20 protein-coding genes and 1 tRNA gene are annotated in these 22302 nt (G+C 60.4%); 13 read left to right on the forward strand and 8 right to left on the reverse strand.

Translation table 11 applies throughout. The annotated features are described in order from the left end of the window. Window positions 1–49 precede the first annotated feature (49 nt). The 5 genes from ACIK7D_RS11545 (at window position 50) to dps (ending at window position 4501) form a co-directional block, all read left to right on the forward strand. Window positions 50–988 carry a siderophore ABC transporter substrate-binding protein gene (locus tag ACIK7D_RS11545; RefSeq protein WP_400156339.1) on the forward strand — a complete coding sequence of 313 codons (939 nt, stop codon included), beginning with the start codon at window positions 50–52 and terminating at the stop codon, window positions 986–988. A 220-nt stretch (window positions 989–1208) separates the two neighbouring features. Then, window positions 1209–2174, forward strand: coding sequence for an ABC transporter permease (locus ACIK7D_RS11550; RefSeq protein WP_400156340.1), 966 nt, complete (start codon window positions 1209–1211; stop codon window positions 2172–2174). Then, entirely contained in the window at window positions 2167–3135 is a 969-nt protein-coding gene (locus ACIK7D_RS11555; RefSeq protein WP_137003960.1) for an iron chelate uptake ABC transporter family permease subunit, read from the forward strand. Before ACIK7D_RS11550 ends, ACIK7D_RS11555 begins: the two co-directional genes overlap by 8 nt. Beyond that, on the forward strand, window positions 3132–3890 hold the full coding sequence (locus ACIK7D_RS11560; RefSeq protein ID WP_400156341.1) for an ABC transporter ATP-binding protein: 759 nt from the start codon (window positions 3132–3134) through the stop codon (window positions 3888–3890). The genes ACIK7D_RS11555 and ACIK7D_RS11560 overlap by 4 nt, the downstream gene beginning before the upstream one ends. A gap of 122 nt (window positions 3891–4012) precedes the next feature. Next, window positions 4013–4501: a DNA starvation/stationary phase protection protein Dps gene (dps, locus tag ACIK7D_RS11565; protein WP_003522611.1), complete on the forward strand. Its 489-nt coding sequence runs from the start codon at window positions 4013–4015 to the stop codon at window positions 4499–4501. 78 nt (window positions 4502–4579) lie between these two features. Here the strand turns inward: dps and ACIK7D_RS11570 are convergent, their stop codons facing one another. Next, on the reverse strand, window positions 4580–4801 hold the full coding sequence (locus ACIK7D_RS11570) for a hypothetical protein (protein ID WP_003522612.1): 222 nt from the start codon (window positions 4799–4801) through the stop codon (window positions 4580–4582). A gap of 383 nt (window positions 4802–5184) precedes the next feature. On the opposite strand from ACIK7D_RS11570, the gene ACIK7D_RS11575 reads away from it, so the two are divergent. Further along, window positions 5185–5259, forward strand: a tRNA-Gly gene (locus tag ACIK7D_RS11575). A gap of 137 nt (window positions 5260–5396) precedes the next feature. Here the strand turns inward: ACIK7D_RS11575 and ACIK7D_RS11580 are convergent. Next, window positions 5397–6230, reverse strand: coding sequence for an aldo/keto reductase (locus ACIK7D_RS11580; RefSeq protein WP_400156342.1), 834 nt, complete (start codon window positions 6228–6230; stop codon window positions 5397–5399). Between the two features lie 61 nt (window positions 6231–6291). Beyond that, window positions 6292–7473, reverse strand: coding sequence for an MFS transporter (locus tag ACIK7D_RS11585; protein ID WP_400156343.1), 1182 nt, complete (start codon window positions 7471–7473; stop codon window positions 6292–6294). A gap of 161 nt (window positions 7474–7634) precedes the next feature. Here ACIK7D_RS11585 and ACIK7D_RS11590 point away from each other — a divergent pair, with 161 nt between their 5' ends. Next, a complete protein-coding gene (locus ACIK7D_RS11590) occupies window positions 7635–8534 on the forward strand; it encodes a LysR family transcriptional regulator (protein ID WP_400156344.1) in 900 nt (299 codons plus the stop codon). A 9-nt stretch (window positions 8535–8543) separates the two neighbouring features. On the opposite strand, the gene ACIK7D_RS11595 is transcribed toward ACIK7D_RS11590, so the two are convergent. Beyond that, entirely contained in the window at window positions 8544–9443 is a 900-nt protein-coding gene (locus ACIK7D_RS11595) for a LysR family transcriptional regulator (protein WP_003522616.1), read from the reverse strand. Window positions 9444–9690: 247 nt separating this feature from the next. Here ACIK7D_RS11595 and ACIK7D_RS11600 point away from each other — a divergent pair, with 247 nt between their 5' ends. The 4 genes from ACIK7D_RS11600 to ACIK7D_RS11615 all read left to right on the forward strand — a co-directional run bounded on the left by ACIK7D_RS11600 (window position 9691) and on the right by ACIK7D_RS11615 (window position 15556). Continuing rightward, the gene (locus ACIK7D_RS11600) at window positions 9691–10497 is read left to right on the forward strand and encodes an alpha/beta hydrolase fold domain-containing protein (protein ID WP_080815883.1); all 807 of its coding nucleotides are present in this window, start codon (window positions 9691–9693) and stop codon (window positions 10495–10497) included. Window positions 10498–10553: 56 nt separating this feature from the next. Then, window positions 10554–11744: an efflux RND transporter periplasmic adaptor subunit gene (locus tag ACIK7D_RS11605; RefSeq protein WP_080850934.1), complete on the forward strand. Its 1191-nt coding sequence runs from the start codon at window positions 10554–10556 to the stop codon at window positions 11742–11744. Window positions 11745–11875: 131 nt separating this feature from the next. Next, window positions 11876–15070, forward strand: a complete 3195-nt coding sequence (locus ACIK7D_RS11610) for an efflux RND transporter permease subunit (RefSeq protein WP_400156345.1) — start codon at window positions 11876–11878, stop codon at window positions 15068–15070. 291 nt (window positions 15071–15361) lie between these two features. Beyond that, a complete protein-coding gene (locus tag ACIK7D_RS11615; RefSeq protein ID WP_003522620.1) occupies window positions 15362–15556 on the forward strand; it encodes a hypothetical protein in 195 nt (64 codons plus the stop codon). A 58-nt stretch (window positions 15557–15614) separates the two neighbouring features. Here the strand turns inward: ACIK7D_RS11615 and ACIK7D_RS11620 are convergent, their stop codons facing one another. Both ACIK7D_RS11620 and ACIK7D_RS11625 read right to left on the reverse strand, forming a co-directional pair. After that, complete coding sequence (locus ACIK7D_RS11620) at window positions 15615–16460, reverse strand: endonuclease/exonuclease/phosphatase family protein (protein WP_080815877.1); 846 nt, start codon at window positions 16458–16460, stop codon at window positions 15615–15617. Between the two features lie 49 nt (window positions 16461–16509). Continuing rightward, window positions 16510–17970, reverse strand: coding sequence for a phosphatidylserine/phosphatidylglycerophosphate/cardiolipin synthase family protein (locus ACIK7D_RS11625; RefSeq protein ID WP_080815875.1), 1461 nt, complete (start codon window positions 17968–17970; stop codon window positions 16510–16512). A gap of 225 nt (window positions 17971–18195) precedes the next feature. Between ACIK7D_RS11625 and pdxY the strand changes: the two genes are divergently transcribed. Then, entirely contained in the window at window positions 18196–19071 is an 876-nt protein-coding gene (pdxY, locus tag ACIK7D_RS11630) for a pyridoxal kinase PdxY (RefSeq protein ID WP_080815873.1), read from the forward strand. Between the two features lie 74 nt (window positions 19072–19145). After that, a complete protein-coding gene (locus tag ACIK7D_RS11635; protein ID WP_035224474.1) occupies window positions 19146–19787 on the forward strand; it encodes a carbonic anhydrase in 642 nt (213 codons plus the stop codon). A 156-nt stretch (window positions 19788–19943) separates the two neighbouring features. Here ACIK7D_RS11635 and ACIK7D_RS11640 read toward each other — a convergent pair whose 3' ends face one another. Further along, window positions 19944–20759, reverse strand: a complete 816-nt coding sequence (locus ACIK7D_RS11640; RefSeq protein WP_080815871.1) for a lytic transglycosylase domain-containing protein — start codon at window positions 20757–20759, stop codon at window positions 19944–19946. Window positions 20760–20973: 214 nt separating this feature from the next. Then, window positions 20974–22008, reverse strand: coding sequence for an aspartate-semialdehyde dehydrogenase (locus tag ACIK7D_RS11645; protein ID WP_003522626.1), 1035 nt, complete (start codon window positions 22006–22008; stop codon window positions 20974–20976). Window positions 22009–22302 lie beyond the last annotated feature (294 nt).

A 22302-nucleotide genomic window follows, 5' to 3' on the forward strand; every position in this document is an offset into this window, starting at 1 on the left:
CGGTGGGATCGTTTCCACCGGCCCGGAACATAGTGCAAGGGACATATAAGTGGCCATCAACTTCACCTTCCCCCTTCGGCTGCTGGCGGCAGCGGCCTTCAGCCTTGGCGCAATGACGGCAAGTGCCGAAGAAATGACGATCAAGCATGCGCAGGGCGAGACCGTGCTGAAGGCGGTGCCGAAGAAGGTTCTGGTTCTCGATATTCCCTCGCTCGACAATCTCGATGCGCTCGGCGTCGAGCCCGCCGGTGTCGTCGGCTCCAACCTGCCCACCTATCTGCAGAAATATGCCGACGGCAAATATCTGAAGGTCGGCACGCTGTTTGAGCCCGATTATGAGGCTATCAATGCGGCCGAGGCCGATCTCGTCATCGTCGGCGGCCGTTCGCGGGCGAAATATCCGGACGTTGCGAAGATCACGCCCGCCATCGACATGTCGGTGGATTCCAAGGAATTCATCGGCAGCGTCAAAGCCAATATCACCAAGCTCGGCGATATCTTCGGCAAGCAGGAAGAAGCCAAGAAGCTTGATGCCGCCATCGATGAAAAAGTGGCCAAGCTGAAGGAAATCGCACCCAATTCCGGCACGGCGATGATCCTCGTCACCAATGCCGGCAAGGTCGGCGTTTATGGCCCGAGCTCGCGCACCGGCTGGCTGCACACCGAAATCGGCTTCAAGCCGGTCGCAGCCGACATCGACGACCGCTTCGACCGCGGCGATGTCGTCTCCTTCGAATATCTGGCCGAGGTCAACCCCGAATGGCTGTTCGTGATCGACCGCGACGCCGGCATCGGCCGCGCCACCGATCCCGGCAAGGCGGCAGCCCAGGTGCTGGACAACGAGCTGGTGCACCAGACCAATGCCTGGAAGAAAAAGCAGATCGTTTATCTCGACCCGCAGGCGGCCTATATCGTCAGCAGCGGTTATACGGCGCTCTCCACCCTGCTCGATCAGGTCTACAAGGCCGTCTCGGAGAAGAAATCGTAAAAGCCTCTAGGCATCCGCTTCTGAAGGCTGCTCCATACTCGACGTCATCCTCGGGCTTGACCCGAGGATCTACCAAGGTATCGTAAAATCAATAGGTTGCAGATCCTCGGGACATCCTCGGGCTTGTTCCGGGGACCGAGGATGACGGAGAGAAGCTTGTAGCCTCTCCGTAACCTGCGGGGTCGCCGGGAGCTTTCATCATTTTCGAAAAATCGCCGAAGTGAAATCTCTGTCCCTCATCCTTGCCCTTCTTCTGGCTCTGGTGCTCGCCATCACCAGCCTGTTCGTCGGCGTCAGCAATGTCTCGCTCGCCACGCTCTTTTCGCCTGATACCAGCGCGGACGCGCTGCGCGTGCTGCTCGTCAGCCGCATTCCGCGCACGCTGGCGCTGATATTGGCCGGAAGCTCGATGGCGATTGCCGGGCTCATCATGCAGATGCTGGTGCGTAACCGCTTCGTGGAACCTTCGACGGCGGGCACCACCGAATCCGCCGGCCTTGGCCTGCTCACCATCACCCTGCTGGCGCCGGATACGCCGATCTTCGGCAAGATGCTGGTGGCCGCCGTTTTCGCGCTCGCCGGCACTGCGCTGTTCCTGCGTATCCTGAGGCAGGTGCCGCTGCGCGACGTGCTGCTGGTGCCGCTGATCGGCATCATGCTGGGCGGCGTCATCTCCGCCGTCACCACCTTCTTCGCCTATCGTTTCGACCTCTTGCAATCGCTCGGCGCATGGATGACGGGAGATTTTTCCGGGGTGCTGCGCGGCCGTTATGAATTGCTGTGGGTCGGCTTCCTTTTCGCCATCGCCGCCTATCTCGCCGCAGACCGCTTCACCGTGGCCGGCATGGGCCGCGACTTCACCACCAATCTCGGTCTGAACTATCGCCGGGTCATGGCGCTCGGCCTCACCATCGTTTCGCTAGTGAGCGCGGTCGTCGTCGTCACCGTCGGCATGATCCCCTTTCTCGGGCTGATCGTGCCGAATGTCGTCAGCCTGATGATCGGCGACAATATGCGCCGCTCGGTGCCCTGGGTGGCGACGCTCGGCGCGGTCTTTGTGCTTTCCTGCGACATCATCGGCCGGACCGTGCGTGCGCCTTACGAAATACCCATCGGAACCGTGGTCGGCGTCATTGGCAGCGCGCTGTTCCTCTATCTTCTGCTGCGGAAACGCCACCATGCGTGAGAGACATCCCGACCGGCGTGCAAAAACCGTTCTGCTCGTGCTTGCAGCATTCGCACTCATCTCCATGGCCGCCTTCATGACGCTGGGCGCCAAGGGGAGCTGGAGCTTCGTGCTGCCGTTTCGCGGCATCAAACTTCTGTCGCTGCTGCTGGTGGCCTATGCCATCGCGGTCTCCACCGTGCTGTTCCAGACGGTCACCAACAACCGCATCCTCACCCCTTCGGTGATGGGTTTCGATTCGCTTTACGTGTTGATGCAGACCGGGCTGATCTTCGTCTTCGGCTCGGCAACCGTCGTCCTGATCGATCCGCAACTGAAATTTCTCACGGAGACCGCGCTGCTCGTCGCCTTTTCCGCCCTGCTCTATCGCTGGCTTTTCGTCGGCGCGGAACGCAGCCTGCATCTGCTGGTGCTGGTGGGCATCGTCTTCGGCGTCTTCTTCCGCAGCCTCTCGGGCTTCATGCAGCGCGTGCTCGACCCCAATGAATATACGGTGCTGCAGGATGTGCTGTTCGCCAGCTTCAATTCCATCGATCCGACGCTTCTTGCCGTCTCCGCCGTCATCATCGGCGTGGTGACCATCATCGGGCTCAGGCTCATGCACACGCTCGACGTCCTCTCGCTCGGCCGCGCAACGGCCATCAGCCTCGGGGTCGAATATAAGCGTACGGTCACCATCATCCTCGTGCTGGTCTCCGTGCTGGTCGCCGTCTCCACCGCGCTCGTCGGCCCGGTCATGTTCTTCGGGCTGCTGGTCGCGGCCCTTGCCCATTATCTCACCGGCAACGGCAAACACGCCTATGTGCTACCGGCGGCGATCCTCATCGCCGTGATCTGCCTCGTCGGCGGTCAGGTGGTGCTGGAGCGGGTCTTCGCCTTCGATACGGCGCTCTCGATCATCATCGAATTTCTGGGCGGTATCGTCTTTATCGGTCTTATTCTGAAGCGGGGTGCGCGATGATCATCGCCAGTCAGATCAGCAAATCCTATGGCGACAGCCTCGTCGTCGATGGCGTCTCCGTCTCCATTCCGGCAGGCGGCGTCACCTCCATCATCGGGCCGAACGGTGCGGGAAAATCGACGCTGCTCTCCATCGTCGCAAGGCTGATGTCGATGGACGCCGGAACCGTGACCGTCGACGGTCTGGATGTCACGAAAACCCCTTCCGACACGCTGGCCAAGCGGCTCTCCATATTGCGGCAGGACAACCACATCTCCTCGCGCCTGACGGTGCGCGATCTCGTCGGTTTCGGCCGCTACCCCTATTCCAAGGGCCGCCCCACCATCGAGGACAAGGTCCATATCGACCGGGCGCTGGAATATCTCAATCTCGAACCGCTGGCCGGCCGCTTTCTGGACGAGCTTTCCGGCGGCCAGCGCCAGCGCGCCTTCGTGGCCATGGTGCTGTGCCAGGATACTGACTACGTGCTGCTCGACGAGCCGCTCAACAATCTCGACATGAAACACGCTTCCAGCATGATGAAGATCATGCGCAAGGCCGCTGACGAGCTGAAGAAGACCGTGGTTCTGGTGCTGCACGATATCAACTTCGCCTCCTGGTATTCCGACACCATCATCGCCATGCGCGAGGGCCGCATCTGCCATCAGGGGCCGGCGGAAGAGATCATCCGGCCGGACGTCCTCAAGGACATCTACGACATGCCGATCCGCGTCAATGAGATAGACGGCCGGCGCATCTGCCTGTTTTACGAATGACATGATGATTGTGCAGGATTTTCGCTGTCATGTTGCCTAACATGGAACAGGGCCTCAGGCCCGGACGTTAAACGACGGACTTTTCCAAAGCGGCATTCCGTCCGCAACTTCAGGAGACATCGATGAAGACGCACAAGACGAAAAACGATCTGCCTTCCAACGCGAAATCGACCGTGATCGGCATTCTGAATGAATCGCTGGCCTCGGTGATCGACCTTGCGCTCATCACCAAGCAGGCGCACTGGAACCTGAAAGGCCCGCAATTCATCGCCGTCCACGAACTTCTCGACACTTTCCGCACCCAGCTCGACAATCACGGCGACACGATTGCCGAACGCGTCGTGCAGCTTGGCGGCACCGCGCTCGGCAGCCTGCAATCGGTCTCTTCGACGACGAAGCTCAAGGCCTATCCGACCGATATCTACAAGATCCACGACCATCTCGACGAACTGATCGAGCGTTATGGCGAGGTCGCGAACATGATCCGCAAGGCGATCGACGATTCCGACGAGGCGGGCGACCCGACGACGGCGGACATCTTCACCGCCGCCTCGCGCGATCTCGACAAGTCGCTCTGGTTCCTTGAAGCGCATGTGCAGGAAAAGAGCTAAGCCGGAAGCGGCTCCTGCTACAACACACACGAAAGCGCCCGAGATGCTCGGGCGCTTTTTTATTGTCATATGGCGCAATCAGTGCCGACGTAAAACCGCAAGACCGATATCGCGCAACATCTCATGGTCGAGAATGCCGCGCTGGGCGCTACGGATCAAAACCGCCGCGCACTCATTGGCAACATGGCTGCTGCGGTCTTGAAAGCATTCGAAACATACGCCATCGAAAATAGTTTGCAGATCGGTGATCTGCTCCGGCGACAATTGTGCGCCAACCCGTTCAAAAGCTGCGTACGACAAGGCTCATCCTCCCGATGATGATATGCCAAGTATCGTTCCCAATATCGTTTCGATTTTTTTGTGGACAGGGAATTTGTACACCCGAACGAATCACTTGTCGAATCAGATTTTAACCAAATGTAAATAGGTTATTTTCTGGCCTTCCCGCCGGCCGCCACCCCGGAACAGGGAGATAAAAACCAGCTGAAACAATATCTTCAGCGGAAATTCCCTGCGCTTCAGCCCGCGATGGCCGTTAGATTTCGGATAAATCCGCACACAGGCGGATTTCCACCGAAACCGCAAAAGAAACTGTTGCATTCCAAAAACGATTGAGCGATATAGCACCCGTCGCCGCTTGGCGGCCCACGGTTCAGCGAACTACCCCGGACCGGTGGATTTGAGCGGGTGTAGCTCAGGGGTAGAGCACAACCTTGCCAAGGTTGGGGTCGAGGGTTCAAATCCCTTCGCCCGCTCCAAATTTCCAGAACAGCAGATAAATCTTCACTGCACCCGATGTGAGACGCGTCGTTTCCATGGGCTGTGCCGCGCGAAATGCGCGAGGATTCCATGCATGGGGAAACCGGGAAGGGCGTTCCCTCCCCGGTCATCATTCTCAGGCGGCCTGATCCCAGACGGGTGCAAGCCCTTCCGGCGAAACGATGCGGCCATCCGGTCTGGCAAGCGCGCGGATCGCCGCCATTTCATCGGCGGAAAGCTCGAAATCAAAGATGGCGAGATTTTCATCGACGCGCGCTTCGCTGACCGTTTTCGATAGTGCGATGACACCCTGCTGCTGCACGAGCCAGCGCAGCACCACCTGCGCCACCGACTTGCCACGGCCTGCGGCGATTTCCTTCAGCACCGGATCTGTGAAGACCTTGCCATCGGCCATGCCGTAATACCCCGTCACAGACATGCCGGCGGCCTTTGCCGCGGCAATGACCACGTCCTGATCGATATAGGGGTGGTATTCGATCTGGTTGGTCACGATCGGGGCCCTGGACAGCTTTACCGCCTCGGCCATCAGCGCCGTGCTGAAGTTGGAAACGCCGATATGACGAACCTTGCCGGCTTGCCTAACCGCGTTCAGCGCGCCGATCTGTTCGGCAAGCGAAACCGCCTCATTCGGCCAATGCAGCAGCAGCAGGTCGACATAATCGGTCTTCAGCTTTTTCAGGCTCTCATCCACGGAGGCGAGAAAGGCATCGTGCCTGTAGTTCTCGACCCAGACCTTGGTGGTGAGAAACACTTCGCCGCGCGCCACACCCGAAGCAGCAATGGCTTCACCAACTTCCGCTTCGTTGCCGTAGATCTGGGCGGTATCGATATGGCGGAAGCCGGCTTTCAGCGCATGGGGAACGATGCGCAGCACATCGGGACCGGGAATACGAAACGTGCCGAAACCCAGTGCCGGGATCGAAGCGCCATTTGCGGTGACATCAAACATATATTTTCTCCTTTGAAGCGGCCCGGCCGACTTGGGAGCGGCCGGGAATTTTATGGAAAGTTCAGGCGGTTTTCAGGGTCAGCGCGGCGCGGCGGTCGAGCGCGCTGCTCCAGAGGGTCAAGAGCAGGGCCACGGCGACGAGAATGGCGCCGACCCACGGGGTTGCGGCAAGCCCCATCGGTGATTCCACCACCAGACCGCCAAGCCATGCGCCTATGGCGATGCCGAGGTTGAAGGCGGCGATGTTGAGCGCCGAGGCGACATCGACGGCGCCGGGGCGATGTTCCTTGGCAAGCTGCACCACATAAAGCTGCAGGCCGGGAACATTGGCGAAGGACAGGAAACCGAGGGCGGCAAGCGTGATGAGCGTCAGCACCGGCGAGACGGCCGTGAAGGAAAAGACGAGCAGCACGATGGCCTGCGCCAGGAAGAGGCCGATCAGCGCCCTTGCCGGGTTATGGTTGGCGATCCTGCCGCCGCCGATATTGCCGGCCGCAATGGCGATGCCATAAAGCACGAGGATCAGGCTGACGCTCTTTTCCGAAAAGCCGGTGACATCCTGCAGGATCGGCGCAAGGAAGGTGAAGGCGACAAAGGTGCCGCCGTAACCGAGCGCGGTCATGGCGAAAACGATGAGCAGGCGACCGGAGCCGAGAACACGGACCTGATCGAAGAGGCTCGCCGGCGGCGCCTTCTTGAGGGTGTTCGGGAGAAGCGCTGCGATGCCGAAGAAGGCGATGACGCCAAGGGCGGCAACGACCCAGAAGGTCGCGCGCCAGCCGAAGACCTGCCCGATATAGGTGCCGAGCGGAACGCCGGTGACGATGGCGACCGTGAGCCCCATGAACATCATGGCGATGGCCGAGGCGCGGCGATTTTCCGGCACGAGATCGGCGGCGATGGTGGAGCCGACCGAGAAGAAGACGCCATGGGCGAAGGCGGCGATGACGCGGGCGACAAGCAGCATCTCATAGCTGGGCGACAGGGCTGCAGCGCTGTTGCCGATGATGAACAGGGCCATCAGGCCGAGCAGCAGCGGCTTTCTTTCGATCCTGCCGGTCAGCGCCGTCAGGATCGGCGCACCGAAGGTGACGCCCAGCGCATAAACGCTGACGATGAGGCCGGCAAGCGGCAGGGTAATGTGAAGATCGTTGGCAACCGTCGGCAGAAGGCCGACAATCACGAACTCCGTGGTGCCGATCGCATAGGCCGCGATCGTCAGGGCAAATATGGCCAATGGCATGACGAATACCTCTTCGCCCGGAGCGGGATCGCGGGCGTTCTGGACAGCGACGCCGTCCGGTTGGATCAAATCTATGGACGCAATATGGGCGAAGGAGACTTGCATGATAATCGGTAAGGTCGGATAAATACCTTTGAATTGATTTCACAGGTGGTGCGACGATGGACAATCGGGCCGGAGAAATGGAAGTCTTCGTGGCGGCGGCGGAGCTCGGCAGCTTTTCCGCCGCCGGGCGCAGGCTGAAGCTTTCACCCTCGGCGGTGAGCAAGCTCGTCACCCGTATCGAAGACCGCCTCGGCACCCGGCTGCTTGCCCGCTCCACCCGGCTTGTCACGCTCACACCGGAGGGCGAAGTCTATCTTGCACGGGCAAGGCGCATTCTCGCCGACATAGCCGAGACCGAGCAGATCGTGGCGAGCGGCGGCAAGGTGGTGCCGCGCGGCCTTTTGCGCGTCAACGCCACGCTGGGCTTCGGCGAACGTTATCTCCTGCCGCTTGCGCCGGAATTTTTGTCGCTTTATCCGGAAATCGAGCTGGATATCTCGCTGACCGACGGCGTCATCAGCCTGATCGAGGAACGCACCGATATCGCCATCCGCTCGGGCGCGATGGGAGATTCATCCCTGAAGGCGAGAAAGCTTAAAGAGGTGCGCCGGGTCATCGTCGCCTCCCCGGCCTATATCGAACAACACGGCATGCCGGAAACACCGCAGGATCTGGCGCGGCACAATTGCTTCAGCTTCAATTTCAGCCGCAGCCTCAACGAATGGCCGTTTCGCAACCTCGGCTCTGGGGAAGTCTACCGCCTGCCCGTAACGGGCAACGTCTCGGTCAACAGCGGCATGGCCATGCGAAGGCTCTGCCTGACGGGCCTGGGGCTGGGAAGGGTCGGCGAATTTCATATCGAGCCGGATATCGAGGCGGGCCTGCTCGTGCCGGTGCTGGAAGACTATAATGCCGAGGAGATGGAGGTGATCCACGCGGTTTATGCCGGTCACGAACATCTGGCCGCCCGCGTGCGCGCCTTCATCGATTTTGTCGCAGCAAGGGTCGGGCGGTGACTGGCCGCCTCACACCAGGCCGTGCACCAGCTTGGCCAGCCAGTCGACAAAAACGCGGACCTTGTTGGTTACATGACGGGTCTGGGGATAGACCACATAGATCGGCATGGCCTCGCGCCGCCATTCGGAAAGCACCGGCACCAGCTCGCCCCGCGAAAGCGCATCCTTCACCATGAAGACGGGAAGCTGCACGATGCCCATGCCGGCCAGCGCCGCATTGAGATAGGTGCGGCTGTCATTGACCGAGACAACGTAATTCGGGGTCAACTCGACGCTGCGCACGCCATTGTCGAAGGAGGCCGGCATGATCTGGCCGGTGGTGGCATTGAGGTAGCCCACCGAATAATGCTCCTTCTCCAGATCCTCCGGTTCTTGCGGCATGCCGAAATTTTCGATGTAGGATGGCGAGGCGAATGTCTCGAACCGGAGTTCGCCCACTTTACGGGCAATCAGCGACTGATCGCGCAGCACGCCGACCCGCAGCGCACAGTCGACATTCTCCGCGATATAATCGACCAGACGGTCGCCGACACCGAGATCGAGACGGATTTGCGGATAACGCTGGTAAAATTCGCAAAGATGTGGGATAACCACCAGGTCCGCGAAGACACCGGCCATTTCCACCCGCAACCGGCCGGATGGCTGCACCTGCGCGCTGGACATGCTGCCGTCAAGTTCTTCGATTTCCGATAAAATCTGTGAGGCCCGCTCATAATAGAGAGCGCCGTCCGTTGTTAGCATCACCCGGCGCGTGGTGCGGTTAAGAAGTGTGGTGTGCAAATGCGCCTCCAGCGCCTGCACCATATTGGTAACCGTGGTTTTCGGCATGTTCAGCGCGGTGGCGGCGCGGCTGAAATTGCCGGTTTCCACGACCCGCGTAAAAACCCGCATGGCGGAGAGCTGATCCATTCACTGCCTCGGAGATACGATTATCCGTTATTTCGGAATAGTGTTTTCAAATTTTCATGCTTGATCGTTTCGATCCGAACAATAATATGGATTTCAGATTTTGCAATATGATCCGTCTCGAGCATGTCGCGCAAAAGTGCGCGGCGGTTTTGCGGTGACGACATGCGGCAAGGTAAAGACTTAAAGCGCAGGTGCTATCCAGAAGATCGCAACACGCTTTAAGTGGTGGCGCAAAGGATCTGGGTTCATGAACGCGCATTGGGAAAATATGGGTAGCGAGACGTCCGCGTCGAAGCTCTCCGTGCGCCGTTATGAAGGTTCCTGCCTCTGCAGCCATCCGCCTGTGGTGCTTTATCTGCGCGGCGGATCGTTTCTGGAACCCGGTCTCGAGCCGGGCGGCAATTGCCCCGAGCTTCCGGTGGCCCGCGCGCTTGCGGAAAGCGGCGCAGTGGTCGTGGAGGCCGACTATAGCAAGCCGTCCGGCAACGAGTTTCCGATGGTCATCGACTGCGCCTATGAGGCGCTCGATCATCTGAGCCGGGATCGCAAGCATTATGGCGGCGCGAAATCGCTGCTGTTCGTGGCCGGCGAAGAGGCTGGCGGCAATGTGGCGGCGGGGCTTGCCTTGAAGGCCCGTGACCGCATGCCCGGTAAACTCGCAGGCCAGATTCTTCTGTCGCCCATGATCGACCCGATGATGACGACGGAATCCTTCCGCGACGCGGACAGGATCGGCATGCGCCAGCGCTGGGCCGATGGCTGGAGCCATTACCTTGCCAAGGCGTGCGGGTTTTTCCACCCCTATGCCGCGCCTTGCCAGTGCACGCGGCTGAACCGGGTGGCGCCGGCGCTGATCTTTACCGCCGAGGACGACCCTCTGCGCGACGAAACGGTCGGTTATGCTGACAGGCTCATCGCCTCAGGCGTCTGCGTCCGGCAGCATGTTTTCCCCGCCGGTGTCGGCTGGACGGGGCTTTATCAAGGAGAGGGCGGAGGATGGGTCTCATCCGTCTGTTCGGAGTTCAAGACCTTCGTTGACCAGTTAAAACACTGAAAATTCGCATTTATTTATGAACGACCTGCTCCCGATCGGGGGCGAAGGAGACACCCATGACGCTGAACACAAAGCGCCGGGCCCTGACGGGCGCCGGTATCGGGCTTGCTATGTCCGTTGCAGCCGCAGCACTGTTTTTCGACCTCCCCACCAGCCGCAACGCCACGGCTGCCTCCACGCCTGCCGAAACGCCGGCAATCCCGGTCACCGTCGCCAAGGTGGAAAGCCGCGACGTCATGCGCTGGGAAGAGTTTTCCGGCCGTCTCGAAGCCGTTGACCGGGTGCAGATCCGCTCCCGCGTCGCCGGCCAGATCAAGGCCGTGCATTTCCGCGAAGGCGCGCTGGTGAAGGAAGGCGATCCTCTCTTCACCATCGATCCCGCCCCCTATCAGGCCGCCGTTGCCGGCGCTGAGGGCCAGGTCGCTTCGGCTGAAGCCAAGGTCAGCCTTGCGAAAACGGAACTCGACCGTGGCCGCAGGCTTTCCGACAATCGCACCATCTCCCAGAGCGATCTCGACCAGCGTCAAAGCTCGTTTGCGGATGCCGAAGCCCAGCTTCGCGCCGCCCGCGCCGCACTGACCACGGCGCAGCTCGATCTTGGTTACACCGAAATCCTCGCCCCGGTTTCCGGCCGCGTCGGCCGCATCGAAATCACCGCCGGTAACCTCGTCGCCGCCGGCTCGACCTCGCCGGCGCTGACGACATTGGTATCGGTCAACCCGATCTATGCCAGCTTCAACGCCAGCGAAGGCGTGGTGGCCAAGGCGCTTGCCGAACTGCCGCAGACGGATGGCGCCCTGCCGGCTCTCGAACAGATCCCGGTGGAAATCGGTACGCTTTCGGATGAAGGCACGCCGATCAAGGGCACGCTGCACCTGATCGACAACCAGGTGGATTCCGCCAGCGGCACCATCGGTGTCCGCGCCGTCTTCGAAAATCCGGACGGCAGGCTCATTCCGGGCCAGTTCGTGCGGGTGCGCATGGGTGAACCGAAGCCGGAAAACCGCATCGTCATCAGCGACCGCGCCATCGGCACGGATCAGGACAAGCGCTTCGTCTTCGTGGTCGATGCCGAAAACAAGGTGAGCTACCGCCAGATCAAGCCGGGCGCACCGGCCGATGGCCAGCGCATCATCGAAAGCGGCCTTGCCGCCGGTGATACGATCGTCGTCAACGGCCTGCAGCGCATTCGCCCCGGCGCCACCATCGCACCGCAGGCGGAAGACAAGGTTGCTGCTTCGCAGTAACCCGCCTCTTTGATCAGCAAGCGTCCCGCGCTTTCGCGAGACGCCCCTTCAGACAGAACCGGCCTTCACCGGCGGCAGGATAGCCGCCGGAACGGCCTTCGCATTCCCAAAGACCCGGAGAGGGACTGGATATGAATATTTCCAGATTTTTTGTCGACCGGCCGGTATTCGCCGGCGTGTTGTCGATCCTGATTGTGGTGGCAGGCCTTCTCGGCATGCGCGCCCTGCCGATTTCGGAATATCCCGAAGTCGTTCCGCCATCCGTCGTCGTGCGCGCCACCTATCCCGGCGCGAACCCGACCGTTATCGCCGAAACCGTCGCGACACCGCTGGAAGAACAGATCAACGGCGTCGAGGACATGCTCTATATGGGCAGCCAGGCAACCTCTGACGGCGTGCTGACGCTGACCGTCACCTTCAAGCTCGGCACCGATCCCGATAAGGCGCAGCAGCTGGTGCAGAACCGCGTGTCGCAGGCCGAACCGCGCCTGCCGGCGGAAGTCCGCGCACTCGGCATCACGACGGTCAAGAGCTCGCCCGACTTCATCATGGTCGTCAACCTCGTCTCGAAGACCGACGCCTATGACATCACCTATCTGCGTAACTATGCGACGCTGAACGTCAAGGATCGCCTTGCCCGCATCGAAGGTGTTGGCCAGGTGCAGGTCTTCGGCGCAGGCGACTATTCCATGCGCGTCTGGCTCGATCCGCAGAAGGTGGCAGAGCATGATCTGGCCGCCAGCGACGTCTCCGACGCCATCCGCCAGCAGAACGTGCAGGCCGCAGCCGGCGTCATCGGCGCTTCGCCAAGCCCTAATGGTGTTGACCTGCAGCTCAACGTCAATGCGCAGGGCCGTCTGACGACGCCGGAGGAATTCGGCAACATCATCGTCAAGAGCGGCGCCAATGGTGAAATCACCCGCCTGCGTGACGTCGCCCGCATCGAACTGGGTGCGGCCGATTACACGCTGCGCTCGCTGCTCGACGGCGAACCCGCCGTGGCTGTCGCCGTGCTTCAGGCCCCCGGCTCCAATGCCATCGAAATCGCCGACAATGTCCGCGCCACGATGGACAATCTGCAGCTGGCGATGCCTGATGGTGTGAAATACGAGATCGTCTACGATACGACGAAATTCGTGCGCTCCTCCATCGAGAAGGTCGTTGATACACTCCTCGAGGCCGTTGGCCTCGTGGTGCTTGTCGTCATCCTGTTCCTGCAGACCTGGCGCGCGTCGATCATTCCGCTGATCGCCGTTCCGGTCTCAATCATCGGCACCTTCGCCGTCATGTATGCCTTCGGATTCTCCATCAATGCCTTGACCCTGTTCGGCCTTGTGCTGGCCATCGGCATCGTGGTGGATGACGCGATCGTGGTCGTCGAAAACGTCGAGCGAAACATTGAAAACGGGCTCTCGCCGCGTGACGCCACCTATAAGGCCATGCGCGAAGTGTCCGGCCCGATCATCGCAATCGCGCTGGTTCTGGTCGCCGTTTTCGTGCCGCTCGCCTTCATCTCCGGCCTGTCCGGCCAGTTCTACCGGCAGTTCGCGCTGACCATCGCCATCTCCACCGTCATTTCGGCCATCAACTCGCTGACGCTGTCGCCCGCTCTTGCAGCCCTGCTGCTGAAGGAGCACGGCGCACCGAAAGACTGGCTGACCCGCTTCATGGACAAAATCCTCGGCTGGTTCTTCCGCGGCTTCAACCGTGCCTTCGGTGCGGCCTCCAATGGCTACGGCAAGACCGTGGGCGGGCTGGTGACGCGCAAGAGCCTTGTCATGATGGTCTATATGGCACTGGTGGCCGCCACCTACGGCATGTTCACCACCGTCCCGAGCGGCTTCGTGCCGGCGCAGGATAAGCAGTACCTGATCGGTTTTGCCCAGCTTCCGGACGGCGCAACGCTCGACCGCACGGAAAGCGTCATCAAGCGGATGAGCGACATCGCGCTCGAAACACCCGGCGTCAGCCACGCCATCGCCTTCCCCGGCCTGTCGATCAACGGCTTCACCATTGGCTCCAATTCCGGCATCGTCTTTGCGGTTCTCGATGATTTCGAAAAACGCAAGACACCGGAACTGTCCGGCGGCGCCATCGCCATGCAGCTGAACCAGAAATATGCGGGCATTCAGGATGCCTTCATCGCCATGTTCCCGCCGCCGCCGGTCAACGGCCTCGGCCAGACGGGCGGCTTCAAGCTGCAGATCGAAGACCGCGCCGGCTACGGCTATCAGACGCTGGATGAAGCGGCGAAGGCAGTGATCGGCAAGGCCTATCAGACGCCGGAGCTGGCGGGCATCTTCTCCAGCTATCAGATCAACGTGCCGCAGCTCTTCGCCGATCTCGACCGCGCCAAGGCCGAGCAGCTGGGTGTCTCCGTCAGCGACGTCTTCCAGACGCTGCAGATTTATCTCGGCTCGCTCTATGTCAACGACTTCAATGCTTTCGGACGGACATACAGCGTGCGGGTCCAGGCGGATTCCCAGTTCCGCGCCCATGCCGAAGATATCGGTCGCCTGAAGGTTCGCTCCGCATCGGGTCAAATGATCCCGCTGTCGACGCTCTTGAAGGTAAATGCGACGACGGGGCCGGAGCGCACCAACCGTTATAACGGCTTCCTTGCGGCCGATATCAACGGCGGTCCGGCACCGGGCTTCTCTTCGGGACAGGCGCAGGCGGCGATTGAAAAAATCCTTGCCGAAACCCTGCCCGCCGGTGTCGACTACGAATGGACGGACCTGACCTACCAGCAGATTCTGGCCGGCAATTCCAGCATCGTGGTCTTCCCCTTGGCGCTGCTGCTCGTCTATCTCGTGCTCGCCGCGCAATATGAAAGCCTCACCTTGCCGATTGCGATCATCCTGATCGTCCCGCTCGGTGTGCTTGCGGCCCTCACGGGTGTCTGGCTGACGGGAGGGGATAACAACATCTTTACGCAGATCGGCCTTGTCGTCCTTGTCGGTCTCTCGGCGAAAAACGCGATCCTGATCGTGGAATTCGCCCGGGAACTGGAATTCGAAGGACGAACGCCGCTTCAGGCGGCCATCGAGGCAAGCCGGCTTCGCCTGCGCCCGATCCTGATGACCTCGCTCGCCTTCATCATGGGCGTGGTGCCGCTGGTCGTCTCCACCGGTGCAGGTGCGGAAATGCGTGCGGCCATGGGTGTCGCGGTGTTCTCCGGCATGATCGGCGTAACGTTCTTCGGCATTTTCATGACACCGGTCTTCTACGTGCTGGTGCGCAGGCTGGCGGGCAATCGTCCGCTCATCCAGCACAAGCAGGAAGAACCGGCCAATTCGGACTACAAGCTCGAAAAGGCCGGCTGAGACCGCACTCCCATCCACCGCCACCTTCGAAGCAAGCCCGCCGCGCATCATCAGATGCGCGGCGTTTTTTATGGCTGGAAATGTCTATGCGGCTCTACTGAAATAGAATCAGTTTCAAATGCTTAAGCGGAAAAATCACCTATATTGTCCCGCATTGAACCTGTCAAAAATCAATATATCCAAACCAACTCGACGGAGCGGCAAGAAACGATGCTATTTTATGCTTTGTATTTTGTGGTAAATTCTCAAGAACAGGGTGATTCGGACTAAATGATTTAGTTCAGGGGCTGCATGATGGAGCAGGAATACGAAAACTGGGCAACGACCGTTGCCTATTCGATAGTGATGCATGAAGGTCTGGATCTGGCGCTTTCCGCGCAGAACCTGGACAGAAGCAAGACCAGAAACAACCGTGAGCGGCTGATGGAAGCCATTCGCACATCGTTGCTGGAAGCCCGTTCGCGCAGCCATCTGACGGCAGCGTAACGACTTCCCACTTGCCTGGGTCCGCTCTCCTGCTTGCGGCATCTCATCCGCAGCGGGATCAGGCCGGAAGCAGGTCGGTCCGCACCGCGGCCTTCAACGGCAGGTGATCCGAGGCGATGCGCGCCAGCGCGCTGTCATGCGCCTCCACCTGCTCGATCAGCCCTTCACGATTGGCGATGATCCTGTCGAGCGCCAGCACCGGCAGGTTGGACGGAAAACTCGGCACCGCCGGCGGCAAAGCGCCGAAAGCATCCCGGAACGTATTGAGCGACGACCCGTTGCCGAGACGCCATTCGTTCAGGTCTCCCATCAGGATGGTCGCGCATTCGTTGCGTGCTTCCAGAAGGCCGATCAGCGCCTTCGCCTGCTGGGCGCGGGAATGCCGCAGCAGGCCGAAATGGGCGGCGATGACCCGCAGCGTGCCGCCGCTTTTCAGATCCAGCTCCACGACGAGCGCGCCGCGCGGCTCCAGCCCCGGCAATTTCAGCGTATGCACATCCCTCACCGCCCCTTCCTTGAACAGCACGACATTGCCGTGCCAGCCATGCGCCTTCACGCCGGCCTGCACGGGCACGGGGATGAGGCCGCTTTCCCGCTCCAGCCGTGCGAGATCGAGCAGGCCGGTACGCTCGCCGAAACGGCTGTCCGCCTCCTGAAGCGCGATGATATCAGCGCCGATTTCCTGAATGACGCGGCTGGTGCGATCAGGGTCGAACTTGCGGTCGCGGCCGACGCATTTGTGCACATTGTAGGAGGCGATGACGGGGAAGGAATGGTCTTTGGTCGCTGGCGCCGCATTCTGGCGCTGGCGGCGGTCGCGCAGCGACTGCATGACGAAGGCGGACAGGCTGGTGTTTTTCGTCAAGGCCGTTTTTTCATCATCCAGCAAACCGTTCTTTTTCACGCGTCGATGCCTCCGGTTTCGCGCAGCGCCCTGCCGGACGCACCGCACTCTAAAGATAAGGCGAAGCGAGCCACAGGACACGCTCCACAAAACGGACAACGAATGGCCGCGCATTCAGTTCGCTGAGCCGCACGGGCAAGGCGGTTGCCCTTGCATCCCGGATGCGCTCGCCGATTGTCGCGGCGAATTCCTCATCCATAACTTCGAGATCGATCTCAAAGTTCAACCGCAGCGAACGCGGATCGAGATTGGAAGAGCCAATGTAGCTCCAGCGCCCGTCGATCACCAGAAGCTTGGAATGATTGAAAGCCCCCGTCGCCCGCCAGATGCGGCAGTAATTCTTCAGCATCTGGTCGAACTGCGCCGTCATCGCCCTGTCCACAAGCACCAGATTGTTGCTTTTCGGCACGATGATATCCACCACGACTCCCCGCCTTGCTGCGGTTATGAGCGCCGAAATAAGCTCCCGATCGGGGAGAAAATAGGGCGACATGATGAGAATGGAGGAGCGCGCGACGGAAAACGCGCCCATCAGCATCTTGTGACTGGTCTCGATGCTCTTGTCCGGCCCGGAGGAGCAGACGCGGGCGACGATCTGCGAACCCGGCACGGCATCGGGAATGGCGATATCCCAGACCGGCGCATCCAGAAGCTCGCCCGTCGTGAACCGCCAGTCCTCCGCCGCGATGGAGAAAAAATCCGAAACCACCGGCCCGGTGGTCTTGAAATGCGTGTCGTGCGACTGGCTTTCGCCGCCGAACTCAAGGGTGAACCCCTCGCGGATATTCATGCCGCCGCTGAACGCGATGCGCCCGTCCACCACGAGGATCTTGCGGTGGGTACGCAGATTGGCATAGGGCAGCCGCAGCCCCATGATGACGTTGCCATTGAAGACATCGCAGACGATGCCCTTTTCCCTAAGCGTCGGCAGGATGCTCGGCACGGAATAACGCGCACCCACCGCATCCACCAGCACCCGCACCTCCACGCCGCGAAACTTCGCCCTTTCGAGTGCGGCGACAAAGCGGGCGCCGATCCGGTCATTGTCGAAAATATATGTTTCGAGAATGATCGACCGCTTCGCCTCGTCGATAGCCTCCAGCATGGCGGCATAGGCGGCATCCCCCGTCACCAGCGGCTCGATGCCGTTGCCGGTCGTCAGCGCATGGCGCGTCACCCGGTCGCCCAGCGTCTTCATCGCCTCGAAACGCCGTCCGAACCGCGTGGCGATCAATTCGCCGCTGGCATCCAGACGCGCCACGCGATCCATGATCTCGTCCTGCATGAAGGACCGCTGCTGCGTGATGTTGGACCGGCGAATACGGTTGATGCCGGCAATGGCATAGATGACCGCGCCGACGATGGGCGACAGCACGATGACGCCGACCCAACCGAGCGCGGAGCGAACCTCCTCCTTCGTCATCGTGGCATGCACGGCCGCCACGGTTCCCATCAAAATCGAGAGAACGGCAAGAATATGCGGCCAATAGGCAATGACGAGATCGAGCATGGTACAACTATAAAGTACTTCGGCAATCTCGCAATGACAGGCGGGCAGCGCTGGCAGAGACAAAGAACCTGACCGCGCCATGCTTTTGCGGGACAGACCCTTGCGGGATTAACGGTGGAAACCGGCCTTGCGATATGTCATGAGAGCGCATCTTGATCTTTGGGCAGTGGCAAGGCGGGGTGCACTTGCGGGCTTTCTGCCTCGTTTGAAAGCAAGAAGGCCGTGATGCAGGAAAATACACAGGGCGCCGTCATCGTCATTTCCAGCCATGTCATGCGTGGTTCCGTCGGCAATCGCGCCGCGGTCTTTGCGCTGGAGACACTCGGTTATCCCGTCTGGGCGGTGCCCACCATCGTTTTGCCCTGGCATCCCGGCCACGGCCCTTCCACCCGGATGCGCTTTCAGGACGACGATTTCGACAAGGCGATGACCGACCTCGAAAACGCCAAATGGATCGGCGAGGTCAAGGCTGTTCTGACCGGTTATTTCGGCAGTGCGGCGCAGGTGCGCTCCGTCGCAAGGCTGATCCGCAATCTGAAGGAAAAGAACCCGGCGCTGATCTACGCCTGCGACCCGGTCATGGGCGATCTGGGCGGGCTTTACATTCCGCTCGAGACCGCAGAAGCCATCCGCGATCACCTCATTCCGCTTGCCACCGTCGCCACGCCGAACCGATATGAACTGGCCTGGATGAGCGGCGCGGAGCTCGAGACCAACAATGCCATCATGGATGCCGCACTTGCGCTGGGCCCGCCGAAAATGCTGGTTACCTCGGCCGTGCCGATGATGACGGGCGGCACCGGCAATCTTTATCTCAGCGGCCGCCATGCGCTGCTTGCCGAACATCGCGCCATTGAGAATGCGCCGAACGGGCTTGGCGATCTGATGTCGGCGCTGTTCCTCGCCCGCCTGCTGGAAGGCATGGATGACGAAAAGGCGCTGCAGCTCGCAACCGCCAGCGTGTTCGAAATTCTGGCCCGCACCAAAAAACGCGAGATGAACGAACTGACGCTGGAGACGGACTCTTCGAGCCTCTCCACACCCATGGCCATGGTGCAGATGCGTCATCTCTTGCATCCTTCGCGCAGCAAGCGCAAATAGCGGCTCAAGGATTGGTCTTCAACGCACCGGGTTCTTCTCTAGATCTCGGTCCAACCACAACGGTACTGCGATAGATGAAAGATTTTCCGGAAACCCTTCTCAACGGCTACAAGAACTTCATGAGCGGCCGCTATGTCGACGAGCGCGAAAGATACCGCGTTCTGGCCGACACCGGACAGAAGCCGCAGACCCTGTTCATTGCCTGTTGTGACTCCCGCTCCGCGCCGGAAACCATTTTCGACTGCGGCCCGGGAGAGCTTTTCGTCGTCCGCAACGTCGCCAACATGGTGCCGCCCTTCGAGCCGGACGGGCAGTACCACGCCACCTCTGCCGCCATCGAATATGCCGTTCAGGTTCTGAAGGTGAAGGATATCGTCGTCATGGGCCACGGCCGCTGCGGCGGTATCCAGGCAGCGCTCGATCCCAATCTCGAGCCGCTGTCGCCGGGTGACTTCATCGGCAAATGGATGAACATGGTCAAATCCGCGGCCGAGCAGATCCAGAGCAACGATGTCATGACCGCCTCCGAGCGCCAGACCGCGCTGGAACGCGTTTCCATCCGCAACTCCATCGCCAATCTGCGCGGCTTCCCCTTCGTCAAGGCGCAGGAAACCGCCGGCAAGGTGAAGCTGCACGGCGCATGGTTCGATATTTCGACCGGCGAATTGTGGGTGATGGACGGCAAGACGGGCGATTTTCGTCGTCCGGATCTGTGATTTTCAAAGCCTCGTCACCCCGGACTTGATCCGGGGTCCAGCGCGATCAAGTCCTTGATAGAGAAAGACTTTCTCCACGGCGCAGACGCGCCGTGGCTGGATGCCGGATCAAGTCCGGCATGACGGAAGCGAAATTTTAGCCCGTGAAAAGCGACCTTATTGGCCGTCGATCGCCTTGCCGATGAAGGCGATGGCCTGCTGGTAGACGCTTGCGGCGTTCCAGCCCTGGATGGCGGCGTAGTTCGCCTGTCCCTGCTGATAACCGGCGCCGCGCTGCCAGCCATGGCCGACAAGGAAGTTTGCCGTGGAAGCCAGCGCATCGGCGCGCGAACCGACGAGATCGATCCGGCCGTCGCGGTCGAAATCAACGCCGTAACGCACGACGTTCAGCGGCAGGAACTGCGTCTGGCCGATTTCACCATGGGCAGCACCCTTGGCGTTGACGTTCAGCGAACCGCTGCCGACGAGCTTGAGGGCCGCATAAAGCTGCTCGGTGAAATAATCCGACCGGCGGCAATCAAAGGAGAGCGTCGCGACGGCGGAAAGCGTGTGCTGGTTGCCCATGAAGCCGCCAAAGCCGGTTTCCATGCCCCAGATGGCGAGCAGCGGACCGGCCGGCACGCCATAGGCGCGCTCGATGGAAGCAAAGAGAGAAGCGTTGTTCTTCTTCATGGTCTTGCCGCGCGAAATGATCGTCTGACCGCCGCGCTTCTGCATGAATTGTTCGAAGGAGAGCTTGAAGCTGTGCTGGCCGCGGTCTGCGCGGATCGTCGCCTGGTTGTAGGAGACGCCGGAGAAAGCACGGTCGAGCACCGAGGCGCTGACGCCGCGGCCCGCCGCTTCCTGCTTGAAGGCGCCGACCCAGGCATCGAAGCCCGCCGAAGTGTTGCCGCATTGCGCGGCCATAACCGGCGTCGCTGCCAGAACCGAAACCATGGCCGCACCAGCCAGAATTACCTTCATTGCCCGCATCAAAATCTGCCTTCGATATCCTTTGGGGAATTTTTCCCGAGAACCAAACCGTCAATACTGTATGATTCAGGTGCCAAATTGCTTTTTGGCGGCCTAAATTGCCTTTCGGCAGCAAGGCCTGCAAATAAACTGGCCGTGATCGTCGCCAATTATGAAACCCGCCTGCCCCACACAGAACAGACGGGTTATACTTAACGAACCTTAAAAAATGGTATCAGGCAGCCGCCTTGCGGGGCTTGATGAAACCACGATTGATCAAGAGTTCGGCGATCTGGACGGCGTTGAGAGCCGCACCCTTGCGCAGATTGTCGGAAACAACCCACAGGTTGAGGCCGTTTTCGACCGTCGCATCTTCGCGGATGCGCGAGATATAGGTCGCGTCCTCACCGGCGGATTCAACCGGGGTGATGTAGCCGCCGTTTTCGCGCTTGTCGATGACGAGGCAACCCGGCGCTTCGCGCAGGATATCGCGCGCCTGATCGGCGGTGATCTCGTTTTCGAACTCGATATTGACCGATTCCGAATGACCGATGAAGACAGGAACGCGCACGGCCGTGCAGGTTACCTTGATCTTCGGATCGAGCATCTTCTTGGTTTCGGCCAGAACCTTCCACTCTTCCTTGGTGTAGCCGTCTTCCATGAAGACGTCGATATGCGGAATGACGTTGAAGGCGATGCGCTTGGTGAACTTCTTGGCTTCGACCGGATCGGCCACGAAGACGGCGCGGGTCTGCTGGAACAGCTCGTCCATGCCTTCCTTGCCGGCGCCGGAAACCGACTGGTAGGTGGAGACGACGACGCGCTTGATCTTGGCGAAGTCATGCAGCGGCTTCAGCGCGACGACGAGCTGCGCCGTGGAGCAATTGGGATTGGCGATGATGTTCTTCTTGGTGAAGCCCGCAACCGCATCGGCATTGACTTCCGGAACGATCAGCGGAACGTCCTGGTCGTAGCGCCATGCGGAAGAGTTGTCGATGACGACGCAGCCCTGCTGGCCGATCTTCGGCGACCACTTCTTGGAAACATCGCCGCCGGCCGACATCAGGCAAATATCCGTGTCGGAAAAATCGTAGTTCTCGAGGTTCGAGACCTTCAGCGTGCGGTCGCCATAGGAGACTTCCGTGCCCTGCGAGCGGGCGGAAGCGAGCGGCACGACTTCATCGGCGGGGAAACCGCGTTCGGCCAGGATATTGAGCATTTCGCGACCGACGTTGCCGGTGGCGCCTGCAATTGCAACTTTGAAACCCATGATCAAGCTCTCTTTCTGTCTCTCCTCTTTTTGGTGAGGTGGGAACCCGCATCGCATTGCGGCTTCCTCGATCCCCAGCCAAACCGGGGAGAGAGCGGTGGCCAGAGACGTTAGACGGTTTTAATCGTCGTTTTGGCCGTAATTCGGGTAGAATGAGAAAGGCGCGGATCATCGCCGGCCAATTGTGCCGGTCCTTCCATGACGAACATGTCTGCAACATGCATGCGCAAGGTGATGCTCCTTCTTCGCGAGAAGCTATTAGAAGGTTTCTCGGTTGTGTCAAGAAAAAAGGCG

This window comes from Agrobacterium sp. P15N1-A, assembly GCF_044626815.1.
Taxonomy (GTDB): Bacteria; Pseudomonadota; Alphaproteobacteria; order Rhizobiales; family Rhizobiaceae; genus Agrobacterium; species Agrobacterium leguminum.